Source organism: Williamsoniiplasma lucivorax ATCC 49196, assembly GCF_000518285.1.
Taxonomy (GTDB): domain Bacteria; phylum Bacillota_I; class Bacilli_A; order Mycoplasmatales; family Mycoplasmataceae; genus Williamsoniiplasma; species Williamsoniiplasma lucivorax.
Genome location: NZ_JADH01000011.1, coordinates 20,816 through 34,396 on the forward strand (window position 1 = coordinate 20,816; position 13,581 = coordinate 34,396).

The 13,581-nt window shown below is 30.3% G+C and carries 12 protein-coding genes; 9 read left to right on the top strand and 3 right to left on the bottom strand.

Features of this window, described 5'->3' with window-relative positions; genetic code table 4:
- Positions 1-81: 81 nt before the first annotated feature.
- Positions 82-2,157 carry a type IA DNA topoisomerase gene (locus P695_RS05535; protein ID WP_084331604.1) on the bottom strand — a complete coding sequence of 692 codons (2,076 nt, stop codon included), beginning with the start codon at positions 2,155-2,157 and terminating at the stop codon, positions 82-84.
- Between the two features lie 181 nt (positions 2,158-2,338).
- Here P695_RS05535 and gltX point away from each other — a divergent pair, with 181 nt between their 5' ends.
- From gltX to fba, 5 genes are all read left to right on the top strand, one after another.
- A complete protein-coding gene (gltX, locus tag P695_RS0103275; RefSeq protein WP_028126836.1) occupies positions 2,339-3,793 on the top strand; it encodes a glutamate--tRNA ligase in 1,455 nt (484 codons plus the stop codon).
- Between the two features lie 65 nt (positions 3,794-3,858).
- On the top strand, positions 3,859-5,070 hold the full coding sequence (locus P695_RS0103280) for an HD domain-containing protein (protein WP_240005804.1): 1,212 nt from the start codon (positions 3,859-3,861) through the stop codon (positions 5,068-5,070).
- A 35-nt stretch (positions 5,071-5,105) separates the two neighbouring features.
- Positions 5,106-5,504, top strand: a complete 399-nt coding sequence (gene rpoE / locus P695_RS0103285) for a DNA-directed RNA polymerase subunit delta (RefSeq protein WP_028126838.1) — start codon at positions 5,106-5,108, stop codon at positions 5,502-5,504.
- A 72-nt stretch (positions 5,505-5,576) separates the two neighbouring features.
- Entirely contained in the window at positions 5,577-7,172 is a 1,596-nt protein-coding gene (locus tag P695_RS0103290; protein ID WP_028126839.1) for a CTP synthase, read from the top strand.
- 72 nt (positions 7,173-7,244) lie between these two features.
- Positions 7,245-8,150, top strand: coding sequence for a class II fructose-1,6-bisphosphate aldolase (fba, locus tag P695_RS0103295; protein ID WP_028126840.1), 906 nt, complete (start codon positions 7,245-7,247; stop codon positions 8,148-8,150).
- A 29-nt stretch (positions 8,151-8,179) separates the two neighbouring features.
- On the opposite strand, the gene P695_RS0103300 is transcribed toward fba, so the two are convergent.
- Together P695_RS0103300 and P695_RS0103305 are read right to left on the bottom strand one after the other, a co-directional pair.
- The gene (locus P695_RS0103300; RefSeq protein ID WP_028126841.1) at positions 8,180-9,016 is read right to left on the bottom strand and encodes a Cof-type HAD-IIB family hydrolase; all 837 of its coding nucleotides are present in this window, start codon (positions 9,014-9,016) and stop codon (positions 8,180-8,182) included.
- Position 9,017: 1 nt separating this feature from the next.
- Complete coding sequence (locus P695_RS0103305; protein ID WP_028126842.1) at positions 9,018-9,515, bottom strand: isochorismatase family protein; 498 nt, start codon at positions 9,513-9,515, stop codon at positions 9,018-9,020.
- Positions 9,516-9,808: 293 nt separating this feature from the next.
- Here P695_RS0103305 and rpmE point away from each other — a divergent pair, with 293 nt between their 5' ends.
- The 4 genes from rpmE (at position 9,809) to P695_RS0103325 (ending at position 13,569) form a co-directional block, all read left to right on the top strand.
- Entirely contained in the window at positions 9,809-10,051 is a 243-nt protein-coding gene (gene rpmE / locus P695_RS0103310) for a 50S ribosomal protein L31 (protein WP_028126843.1), read from the top strand.
- Between the two features lie 80 nt (positions 10,052-10,131).
- Positions 10,132-12,024: a hypothetical protein gene (locus P695_RS0103315; RefSeq protein WP_028126844.1), complete on the top strand. Its 1,893-nt coding sequence runs from the start codon at positions 10,132-10,134 to the stop codon at positions 12,022-12,024.
- Entirely contained in the window at positions 12,011-12,955 is a 945-nt protein-coding gene (locus P695_RS0103320) for a DHH family phosphoesterase (protein ID WP_028126845.1), read from the top strand. Before P695_RS0103315 ends, P695_RS0103320 begins: the two co-directional genes overlap by 14 nt.
- Positions 12,956-12,957: 2 nt before the next feature.
- The gene (locus tag P695_RS0103325) at positions 12,958-13,569 is read left to right on the top strand and encodes a thymidine kinase (protein ID WP_051437374.1); all 612 of its coding nucleotides are present in this window, start codon (positions 12,958-12,960) and stop codon (positions 13,567-13,569) included.
- Positions 13,570-13,581 lie beyond the last annotated feature (12 nt).

Consider the following 13,581-nt stretch of genomic DNA (forward strand, 5'->3'; position numbering starts at 1 on the left):
GTACCACTTTAAAATAAAGCCATTTTTTTAAAAAAGTATTTAGAATAAAAAAATTTCTTACTATTCAAAGTAAGAAATTTTTTAATTTTCATCAACTAAAGATTCTAGTATGGTATCGCCAGTTTCAACTTTTTCTTCTTTGGCTTTGTTTTTTTCTTCTTTTGTTTTACGTCTATTTTCTCAATATTCTTTTCTTTTGTCTAAGAACTCTTGGCGACGTTTAGCGGCCTCAGCACGTTGTTCTGGGGTTGGTTCCACATATTCTTTTCAAGAACCATCTGGTTGTTCGTATTCACGATAACCACATTTAGTAGTGGTAAAGTTCGAACAACCACGTCCGCGCCCAAATCTTGATTTAATAAAGACTAGTGTTCCTTCGCCACAGCGCGGACAAGCATCAGTGCCTGTTTTAGCTTTGACAATTTCTTCTTTAACTTTTTCTGAAAGACTAGTATAAATACCTTTTAATCAATCAACATTGTCAAATTTACCCTCACTAATTAAATCTAGTTTAGATTCCATATCTGATGTATAACCTAAATTGAAAAATTCGGCATAATTACTATTATATAAGAATGATTCGGCATTAAAACCTTTTTCAGTTACCTCAATTGGTTTTGACTTATGATATTCCACATATTCTCTTTCTTTTAACTTAGTTAAAATTGGATTATATGTTGAAGGACGGCCAATCCCTAATGATTTAAGCTCTTTAATAATACTTGCTTGATTATACATTCTTGGTGGTTTGGTTTCGGTTTTCTCATCTTGAATTTTTGATTTATCAATGATAACTGTGAAACCTGTCTTTTTTTCTAAATGAGGAATTTGGCCACCAGTTTGATGGATCATTGCTTCACAATTTTCTTCATTAATTTCAATGTCTTCATCATGTTTAGTATTGGTTTCTAAACCTTGGTACCCAAGGTTTAGCACTTCTTGATAAGCTTGTCTAAATTTGTAACCAGCATTATCAAAAATTCAAGCATGGTTATATCCACTTGGTCCATGCATCATTGACTTGATAGTATTTCATCAAATCATTGTGTAAAGACGTTTTTGAACTTCATCAGTTAATTGTGTCTTCACTGCTTCTGGTGTATTTTTAATTTCGGTCGGACGAATTGACTCATGGGCATCTTGAGCATTATTATCTTTTTTGCCAATTGGATCAGCATATAATTTTTGATCTCATCTCTGGGTGATATACGCTTTTGCTTCATTGATAAAATCAGCTGAATAACGCGATGAATCCGTACGAATATAAGTAACTAATCCGGCCTCATATAATTTTTGGGCAGCCATTGTAATTTGACTAGTACTTAATTTTAATTTTGAAAAACCATCAGCTAACATTGTTGCTGTTGAATATGGTGTAAAACTACGAGTTTCGAATTCATTGGCTTTATAATCAACACAATGATATTGGTCAGTTAATTCATTTAAGATTTTTTGAGCAATTTCATCAGTAACAAAATATGTTTTTTCATCATTTAAATTTTTATTATCTTTGTCTTTAACAAGCGGCATGAATAAGTTTTGTTGATCATCAACAACACTGATTTTGTGATATGGAGTGGGAACAAATTTTGCAATTTCTTTGGCACGTTCTGCCAAAATATATAAGGCTGGTGTTTGAACACGACCAGCACTCATTAAGCCAGTCGCTTTTTGCAATGATTTAGAAACTAAATAACCAATAATTTTGTCAAGCATTTGTCTTGACACTTGAGCATTGACTAAATCCAGATCAATGTCTGTCATATTTTCAAAACTGTGCACAACAGCTTTTTTAGTAATTTCATCAAAAGTTGCTCTTTTGATATTTTTATTCATCCCTTTAAAAATATTTGAAAGGTGTCAAGCAATGGCTTCTCCTTCACGATCGGGATCGGATGCTAGGACAATTAAATCTGCGTCTTTACCAGCTTTTTTAATGCTATTAATATTATCTTTTTTGGTTGGTGCATTCACAAATTCAGGTGTCATGGTTTCTAAATCAATTCCTAAAAGTGCTACTCCTTTGTCAGCAATGCGATTAATGTGCCCTCCACTTGCCATCACAACATATTCATTTTCAGAAAATGCTTCATTCAAAAAATGTTGAATTTTGGCAATTTTGGATGGGGATTCTAATAAAACTAAAACTTTACTCATATTATTTTTTACTCCTTTAAATAGTGTCTGGTTATTTCCTACTACAATATAGTACTTATTTTTGAAATTAATACAAGAGCTATATAATATACATAAATATTAATATTAAAATATTAACTTTCTCATGAAACATCTTATTTCGACTTTAATGTTAATATATATTGGTATTAAAAGGAGAAATATGAAAAAAATTAGATTGAGATATGCACCATCACCAACTGGATTTTTGCATATTGGTAACACGAGAACAGCTTTGATGAACTATTTGTTTGCTAAACACTTTAATGGTGATTTCATTGTCCGTATTGAAGACACTGATTTAGAGCGTAATGTGGAAGGGGCAATTGAATCACAATTTGCTAATTTAAATTGATTAGGAATTATTCCTGATGAATCATTTTTAAATCCTGGTTTACCAACATATGGCAAATACATGCAATCACAAAAGTTTGATCATTATCAAAAATTGGCTTTAGACTTAGTTGCTCAACAACATGCATATAAATGTTTTTGTACACCTGAAGAATTAGAAGCTGATTATGAAGCTCAAGTTGCTAAAGGGATTGTGGCTACTAAATATAATAAGAAATGTTTATCACTTTCAAAAACACAACTTGAGCAAAACACCCAAGAGCACAAACCATTTTCAATTCGTTTTAATGTTCCTGAAAAGTCATGAACATTTCATGATTTAGTCCGTGGTGATGTGACTTTTCAGGGCAAAGATTTAGGTGATTTTGTAATTTTAAAATCTAATGGAATTCCCACTTATAATTTTGCTGTGGTTGTTGATGATTATGATATGCAAATTAGTCATGTTATTCGTGGCGAAGAACATATTTCTAATACCCCCAGACAAATGATGATTTTTGATGCTTTTGGCTGAAACTATCCGCAATTTGCCCATTTAACTTTAATTGTGGATGCAAGTGGTAAGAAGCTTTCAAAAAGAAGTGGGAATGCTTTATTCTTTATTGAACAATATCAAAAACAAGGTTATTTACCAGAAGCGATTTTTAATTATATTGCTTTACTTGGCTGATCACCAGGTAGTGAACAAGAGATTTTTTCGAAAGCAGAATTAATTAAAATTTTTGATGAAACTCGATTTAGTAAATCACCATCAACATTTGATATGACAAAAATGACATGAATCAATTCACAATATATGAAAGCACTAAGTGATCAAGATTATTTAAATTTTGTTAAAAAATTTATTGACCAAAATCAATTTGATTTAACTAATAAAACTGATGCTTGATTGAATGCTGTCTTACTTTTATTCAAAAAAGAAATTGATTTTGGTGAACAAATCAATCATAAATTAGATCTCTTTTTTGATACTTTACAATTGAGTGATGAAACCAAATCACTTTTAAATCAGTTTGCTCATCGTCATGCTTTAATTGATGTTTTTGAAAACAAAATTCGTGAACTTGAACAATGAAATCTTGAAAACATTAAGTTAATCATTAAAAATAGTGGGGTAGAATCAGAAAGCAAAGGCAAAGATTTGTTTATGCCAATCAGAATTTACACTTCAAAAACTGAACACGGACCAAGTTTAGTAGATTGCATCTATTTACTTGGTAAAGAAAAAGTATTGGCTAACATTGATTTTGTTAAGCAACAATAATATCGACCATTATTGAAAAAATAATGGTTTTTATTTATAATAAATAACATTAAAAGGAACTGTTTATGATGTATGAAAAAGTGATAAGAGATAATGTTCATGGAGATATCTATTTCAATCATCCAATCTTTATTGAAATTTTGGACACACCAGAAATGCAACGCTTAAGAAGAATTTTGCAACTGGGAGGAACTAGTTTAGCTTATCCTGGCGCAACCCATACCCGTTTTTCACATTCAATTGGGGTTTATCATATTTTGACTTTATTTTTAGAATCCAATGATTTATCGCATTTATCAAGTCAAGATAAAAAAATCGTTTTATTAGCTGGTTTGATGCATGATATTGGTCATGGACCATTTTCTCATTCTTTTGAAAAAGTGTGTTTACAAAATCATGAAAAATACAGCACAGAGATTATTAAAAATCCGCAAGGTAATATTTTTAAAATTTTAAAAAAGCACAAAATTAATCCCGAAGAAGTAGTTTCGATTATTGAAGGTACACATCCAAATAAAATTTTAAATTTGTTGGTGAGTTCGCAACTAGATGCTGATCGTTTGGATTATTTACAAAGAGATGCTCAAAATTGTGGTGTTGGCTATGCGACATTAGACATTCGTTGAATCGTGCGACATGTGCGTATTGTCGATCATAAAATTGTTTTTCCTAAAAAATCAATCCATGCTATTGAATCATATTTATTGGGGAGATATCATATGTACAAGCAAGTATATGATCATAAATGTTCAATTAGCTTTGATGCTTTATTAGAAGTGTGATTCAAACGTTTAAAAGATTTATATACTTCAAAATTTGATTTTGAAAATCCCCAAATTGAAGTTATTTTTCAAGAACTTCTGAATAACCAAATAATTCCAATTGAAAAATATTTGCAACTAGATGATTATTCCATGTTTGATATTTTCAAAATCACCCAAAAATCTAAAGATAAAACACTGGCTGATCTCTCTGCAAGATTGTTGAATAGAAAAACTTTTACAATTGTGAAAGCAACAGAAGTTAATAAAAATAATTTAATTAAACAATTAGAAAATAATGGTTTTGACCCACAATATTATTTAATTGAATTAATCCCAAAAAAATCCATTGTTTACCAAGATGGGGTTGTTAATGGTAAGGATGAGACAATTTGAATCCAAAACAGCACGCAATTAGAACCCCTTTCAAAATATTCAATGTTTGCTGAATCAATGAAATTAATTAACCAAGCTAATAATGAAAAAATTTTTTTATTTCCTAAAAAATTAGTGTAATATATTTTGAGTAATAAGTGTATGGAGGTAAGGTTATGTCTAAAATGACAAACATAGATTTAGCTTATGAGTTTTTAAAAGAAAAAAATAACTCGGTTAAATTTAATGAGATATGAAAAAATATTTCAGAAAAAATGTCTCAAAATCATCAAGATTTAAATGCTGTGATGGCCAATTTATATGCAGCATTAATTACAGATAACCGTTTTGCATTAACACAAGATGGTTCATGAGCATTAAGTAGTAATATGAAAGTTGAAGACGTCAAAAGACAATACAATAATCTAAATACTGCTAAATCAGTTCAAGCTTCTGCAGTCGATGATGAAAATTTAACATTTTATGGTCCAATTGATGACGATGATGTTGAAGATGATGATGAAGATTATGAATTAGAAGAAGATGACTTCGGTAGCGGAGATATCGAAGAATAATTGAAAGGTTTGTAAAAACTACGTTTTTATGACCTTTTTATTTTTTAAAAGAAAAACAGGAGAAGAGAGAGAATGACAAAATATATATTTATCACTGGTGGTGTGGTTTCTGGGTTAGGAAAAGGGATCACTGGTAGTTCATTAGGAAGATTATTAGTAAATTCAGGAATCAAAGTTTTTATGCAAAAATTTGATCCATATTTAAATGTGGATCCAGGGACAATGTCACCATTCCAACATGGTGAAGTTTATGTGACTAATGATGGCGCTGAAACTGATTTAGACTTAGGACATTACGAGCGATTTATTGACGTTAATTTATCAAAAAAATCTTCAACATCATCAGGAAGAATTTATGTTGAAGTTTTAGATGCTGAACGTCGTGGTGATTGAGGTGGGAAAACTGTGCAAGTTATTCCACATATTACTGACAACATCAAAAACAAAGTTTATGCGCTTGCTGAAGATCCTAACATTGATGTTGTCATCACTGAAATCGGTGGAACTGTTGGAGATATTGAATCACAACCATTCCTAGAAGCTTTGCGTCAAATTCGCATGGAAAAAGGCAAAGAAAATGTGATGTTTATTCATGTTGGTTTAGTCCCTTATATTTCAGCATCACAAGAATACAAAACTAAGCCAATTCAACACTCAGTCAAAGAACTGTTAAGTTTAGGAATTCAACCAGACATTATTGTTACTCGTTCAGATAAAACAACCCCATCTGAAATCGCTAATAAAATCTCACTCTTTTGTAATGTTCCTAAAGAAAATGTCATTCAAGCTGTTGATGTCGATTCGATTTATGAAGTGCCATTAAGAATGGGTGACCAAAATTTACATAAAATTGTCATTGAACAATTACAGTTAAAATCAAAACCAACTGATATGGATGAATGAAATAAATTTGTGGAAAACATTTATGATTCTAAAGAAGAATTTGCAGTCACTTTTGTTGGTAAATATATCAAAATGCCAGATGCTTACTTATCAGTTATTGAATCTTTAAAAATTGCTGGTTATGCACACAAGAAAAAACTAAAACTAAATTGAGTTAATTCTGAAGAAATTAATGAGAGCAATTACCACACAATTTTTAAAGATTCAAAAGGAATTTTAGTGCCTGGGGGATTTGGTAATCGTGGTGTGCAAGGAATGTTATTGGCAGCAAAATTTGCTCGTGAAAACAATGTCCCATATTTAGGGATTTGTTTAGGAATGCAAATTGCTTCCATCGAATTTGCTCGTAATGTTTTAGGGCTTAAAGATGCTCACTCAACTGAATTTGATGATGCAACAAAAAATCCAATTATTGATTTTGTTCACGGCATTGATCAAAACAATCTTGGGGGGACATTACGTTTAGGAGCGTCAAAAACAACGATTAAAGCAGACACTTTAGCACATAAACTATATGGTAAAACTGAGATTTTTGAAAGACACCGTCATCGTTATGAATTTAACAATGCCTATCAAGCAGCTTTTGAAAAAGCAGGTTGAGTGTTTTCGGGAATGTTTGTTGATAAAAACTTAGTCGAAATGATTGAAATTCCAGCCAACAATTTCTTTGTGGCTGTCCAATTCCACCCAGAATTTACCACAAGACCAAATAAACCGAACCCCTTATTTAAAGGATTTGTTGAAGCAATCATTAAACAAAAATAAGCTCTTTGAAAATAGATTGTGGAAAAGAGAGATTAACATTTATAATAATAATGTTAATAAAGGAGAAAATAAATGGCAAAAATTTACAATAAAAGATTAGTTAATGCACACAACATGGTGGAAGCGGCACACAAAAACAAATTTGCAATTGGACATTTTAATATTAATAACTTAGAATGAACCAAAGCAATTTTAGAGGCAGCTCAAGAAACTAACACCCCAACAATCATTGCAACTAGTGAAGGGGCAATTAAATACATGGGTGGAGTTGAAACTGTTGTTGGAATGGTTAATGGGTTATTGAACAACTTAAACATCACTGTTCCTGTGGCATTACACTTAGACCATGGACAAACTGTCGAGATGTGTAAAAAAGCAATTGATGCTGGTTACTCATCAGTGATGTTTGACGGATCACACCTTCCGTATGCTGATAATGTGGCTAAAACTAAAGAAGTTGTGGCTTATGCAAACCAATTTGAAGTTTCAGTGGAAGCTGAAATCGGTTCAATTGGTGGAGAAGAAGATGGAGTTGTTGGTCAAGGTGAACTAGGGGACCCAAAAGAAGCTGCTGAAGTTTCAAAATTAGGAATCTCAATGTTAGCTGCTGGAATTGGAAACATTCATGGTAAATACCCAGAATGATGAAAATCGCTTTCATTTGAAACATTACAAGCTTTACAACAAGCAGCACCATTCCCAATGGTTTTACATGGTGGTTCAGGAATTCCTCAGGACCAAGTTGAAAAAGCAATTTCAATGGGAATTTCAAAAATCAATGTTAACACTGAATTACAATTAGCTTTCCGTGATGCAACTCGTGCATATATTGAAGCTGGTAAAGATTTAGATGATGTTAATAAAGGATTTGACCCACGTAAATTACTAGCCCCAGGTTACAAAGCACTAAAAACAACATTCGTTGAATTAACTGGTTGATTTGGAAGCCAAGGCAAAGCAGATTTAGTTAAAAAATAATAAAAAATCACTAATTGGATTAGTGATTTTTATTTTAGATATTGTTCCAAAGCGTGAACAATACCATCTTCATCATTGGTTTTAGTGACAAAATCAGCAACATTTTGTACTTCTGGTTTGGCATTACCCATCGCGACCCCCACTCCAGCATATTGAATCATGCTCATATCATTTTGACCATCTCCAATGGCCATTAAATTTTCTGGATTAATTCCTAGTTGAGGTAAAAAATTATCTAAAGCATAAGCCTTATCAATCCCAATATCAGTATACTCAAAAAAGAAATCAGAAGTAAACATCGAATTAGCTTTACCAATAAAAGGCGCTTTTAATTCTTGTTCGATTTCTTTTAAATAAGCAGGATCACCAGCTGATAAAATTTTATACATTGGATAGTTAGCAAATTCCACAAGATCTTTAACTTCAGAAACTAACATATTACATCCATGGGCCTCATAACGAACAACTTCTAATTTGACATCTCTAAATGCAATTGGTTTAGGATAAGCATTTTCCACGCAAACATAATCATCTTTATAAACCATAGTAACTAGGTCAAATTTTTTCAAATGTTGAATGATTTCTGCTGCCATAGTTGCTGACAGTGTTTTTGAAAATAAGATTTCATTAGTTTGTAAATTAGTGGCAACAGCTCCATTATATGAAACCAGAAAACCATTATTTTTATCCAATTCTAATTCTTTGGCAAATCTCATCATCCCTGGAGTAGGACGTCCTGAAGCAAGAATGATTTTAATGCCTTTTTCTTGTGCTTCAATAAGTGCTTTTTTAGTCAATGGAGAAATTATTCTTTTGTTTGTTAATAATGTTCCATCAATATCAATGACAATTGCTTTTATATTCATTTTATCCTTTCAATGCCGCAGATCCTTTTAAATCAATTTCGGCAAGATAACCTAATTCTATTGCATGATTGTAAGTTTGTAAAACACAAATATCTAAAGCGACCCCAACAAGAATCAATTTAGTAATCTTTTTTGACTTTAAATATTCATCTAAGCCATTACTTGTTCCTGCTTCATCAAAGAAAGCAGAATAACTTTCATACTTGGTGTGTTGACCTTTGTAAATAATTTTATTAATCAGTTGCAAATATGTTGGATCCAAATATAATTTAGCACCCATACTGTTTTGCACACAATGCTTTGGTCAAATTTGAAATGATGCATGATCATTTGGGTGGTCATCCATAGAAGCAATAATTAATTGATTTTCTTGGTGAAACTTCAACATTAAAGCTTGAATATATGGTTTTAATTTTTCAGCATGAAGAACATATAAACTTCCCTTTGGATTAACAAAATCATATTGGTAGTCAATAATCAGTAGTGCTGTTTTTTTCATTTTCCCCTCGCTTAAAATTACAATAATTTTAAGCGATTAAATGATTTTCAAACAAAGAAATAAACTTTTATTTAAAATTCCCACAATAAATTTTTCCTTTTTATGAAAACAAATCTAATTTTAAATGAGGAAAAAATTTTATCTATTAGTTAGGAAAAGGTGTGGAGTGAACATTCTGTTAAAGCTAAAAATCGTGATTTAAAAATTGGGATGGTTTTTTTTCAAAAAAACACTATAATATACTAAGTACTTAAAAGTATATCTATGAAAACATAGTAAAGGAGATTAAATCTATGCCAAATAAAGATATTCAACCAAAATATTTCGATAATGCGAAATTTGTATGTACAACTTGCGACAGCATAATGGAAATCGGTTCAACAAAAGCCGAAGAAATTAGAGTTGATGTTTGTTCAAATTGCCACCCTTTCTATACAGGGAACCAACAATTTTCAAATACAGCTGGTCGTGTTGAACAATTCAAAGCAAAATTTGCAAAAAAAGATGAACTTAACGCAAAGAAAAACAAAAATTAATTTAGTTAATCAAAAAGGCTTGTGCCTTTTTCTTTTTTGATAAAAACATTTAAAATTATAATGATAGAATTGAGGGTCAAATGGGTTATAAATTAAGTAATTTAAAATTTGTTGATAAAAAGCACATTTTGGATAATGTTCATTTTGAAATAAATGATTCTGAGTTTACAACCATTTTTACCCAAGATAAAAAACAAAAAAAATTTATCAAAGATACTTTAAAAGGTAAAAAACGAATTTTATCTGGCAGATTTCAAATTGATGATGCTGATCTAGTTGGTTCAAAATTTGTTAAAAGCAAAGTTGATTTTATTGCTCCAGATATTTGGTTTGAACGTCTGATTCCCCCAAGAATCATTTTGAATTTATCACTTTTATTTGACCAAAAATTTTTAAGACTGGCACGCATTAAAAAAAATGATAAAAAATTTGATTATTTATCATTTGTTGATTCACACAATGATTTGACTGAAATGCAATTAAGAAGAGAAATTGATAAAACAATTTCGTTTTTTTTAAACAAAGCCATTAATTTGAACAAAACTTTGCACAAAGCATTTATTAATGAAATCAAAAAAATTAATAACAAGCAAAATGAAAAAATGTTTGCTCAATTTTATGCCCAAATCAAAGTGATGATTATGGAATATTTTAATTTGATTTTAAAATGAGAATTAGATAATCTAGCATTAACATTTTATCAAGTTGTTTGAGATCAAATTTACAGTTTCCAAGACTTAAGACATTCATGCCCATGTGAATATAATGTGAAACATTCATCAAATGAACATTTGAAAGATAATATTTTTAAATTTAAATATAAGCAGCCATACTACATGATTCAAAAACAATTAAAAATCATTAACATCCGAATTTCGGAATTACGTATTGCTTTATTTAAAACAAAAAAATTAACTCGAGCCACAAAAAAACAAATCACTTGGGAAATTAAGAAATTTTTTATTGATAATAAGATTCCCAAAGAAGAACAGGCAGTTGTTCATGAATATTTAAATAATTGAAAAAAAACAATCCAAGATTTAGTTGATGATTTTAAAGTCTCACAAAAAAAAGGAATTTTAGAATCAATCCGTCAAGAAGGTGCAATTATTGAAAAGGAAATTATCCATTTAACTCATGAATACCATAAAAAAGTTTTAGCGCAAACGAATAAAATTGGGAATAAAAATGAGTTTAAAATTCTGAAAAAACATTATAAAAAACAAATTGAAAGTATTTATAAACAATCCATGACTTGAACTCAAGAAAATTTGAAAAAACTGAACATTAAATTTGATTGATATTTAAAAAGTGGTTTTAAAATTTCTTCAATCAACATTATTTATCTGAAAATTTTAAAAGCCATTAACATGCACAAGAAGAATATTGTTTTTTATAATATTATTAAATTACTAACTAAAAATGACGTCAAATTATTGATGAATACTATTCAAGCAATTCAAAAAGAACACCCTAATCTTTGTTTCATTAATTTAACTGATGATTTTAGTTCCATCATCGATTTTAAACAAAAAGTTTACGCAGTCAACCCGAAAAATCAATTAACAAATATTACCCCAGAAGCAATTTATAATAAAGGTGTTTTACAATCAATGAAACCTTTTACCAATATCAATTTAATTTCTTATAAAAAAGTAGAACAAGGTATTGAGTTTGAAGAAAGGTTTTGACCAGTGCAAAGCACATCATTTAATGAAACTGGAAAAATTAATATTAACCCTTTTATGATAAAATTAGAAGAGCAAAAAGATGTTGCCGGGCAATTAATTCTTGAAGTTTTAACAAAAGTCACTTATAAATTTTTAGACCGTAAAATGTGAGTGGGCATAACTAATTCAGGAAGTAAAATTAATTTTTATTCAAATCGCAAACTTGAACCGAATAAAAAAATTTTAATTTATATCCAACCAGCAGCTATTATTATTAAAAAGGAGACAAATGTTAACTCGTAAAGAAGCAAAATTTATTGCTAAAAAAATTAATGAATACAAAAATATTGTGATTGTCAAACATCAATTACCCGATTGGGATGCACAAGGAAGCGCCATTGGTTTGGCGCATTTGATTAATGATAATTGAAAAAATAAAAATATTTTTGTTGCAGGAGATCGCTTGCATGATGAACAACAATTTGCCAAACCTTTGAATCAACAAGCATTAAGCGAAGCATTAATTATCACTGTTGATACAGCAGTTGCTAGCAGACTTGATTTCAACGAATGAAAGCAAGGTAAAGAAAGTATTAAAATTGATCACCATATTGCTGTTGAAGATTATGCCACTTATAATTTTGTGGATGTTAATGCGATTGCAGCAGCACAAGTTGTGACAATGTGAGCAGTCATAATGAAATTAAAAATTTCTCCAATCGCTGCTGAAAATCTTTACAAAGGAATTTCCACAGATTCTGGCCGCTTCTTGTTTCAAGCAACTAATGCTGAAACTATGGAAGCAGCGAAACAATTATTATTAGCTGGGGCTGACCTAACTAAAATTAATAATTATCTATATGTCACAAATTTAAAGCAAAGACAATGAAATAATTTTGCATTTAGTAAAATGCAATTAACAAAAAATGGAGTTGCATATATAATTATTGAGGAAAAAGATTATAAAGATTGAAATATATCTTATTATGACATTAAAGCCGCTCTTGGAACTATGGCTGGATTGGATGAAATTAAAATCTGATTTACAGTTATTGAGTGAGAAAAAGAATATAAAGTTTCAATGCGTTCAAGAGAATATGACGTCAATTCAGTTGCTGTAAAATATAACGGTGGAGGTCATAAAGTTGCTAGTGGTGCAAAATTAACAAACCTTGATCAACTGAAAGGTTTTCTTCGTGAAACAGAAAAACTTGTTAAAAATATAAAGGGGTAAAAATGAAAAATAATATTTTGTCAAAACAAAATTGTGAAAAATTAGGATGAATTGAATTAATTACTGGATGTATGTTTGCTGGTAAAACCGAAGAATTTATTCGTCGTTTAAGGAGATATGATTACGCTAAACGCAATGTGATTGCATTTAAACCAATCATTGACCAAAGATATTCAGTCAATTCAATTGCATCTCATGCTGGTTCAATGTTGCCATCATTCCCAATTTCTTCAACTGAAGAAATTAAAGATATCTTTGAAAAAGAAAATAAAAGAAAACCAATTGATGTTGTCGGAATTGATGAAGTGCAATTTTTAGATAATCAAATTGTTGCTTTCATTGATCAACTTGCTAGTCAAGGTATTATTGTCATTGTCACTGGGTTGGATAAAGATTTTAGAAGTGATCCTTTTAAAAATGTTGATCAATTATTACCAATGGCTGAATTTGTTGATAAATTAACTGCTATTTGTCATTCATGCGGAAACTTTGCCAACCGTACCCAAAGATTAGTTAATGGCGGGTATGCCAAAAAAACAGATCCATTAATTTTAGTTGATGGACAAGATAGTTATGAAGCACGTTGCCGAAATTGCTATGTAAAACCAGAATAGAAAAGGGGATTA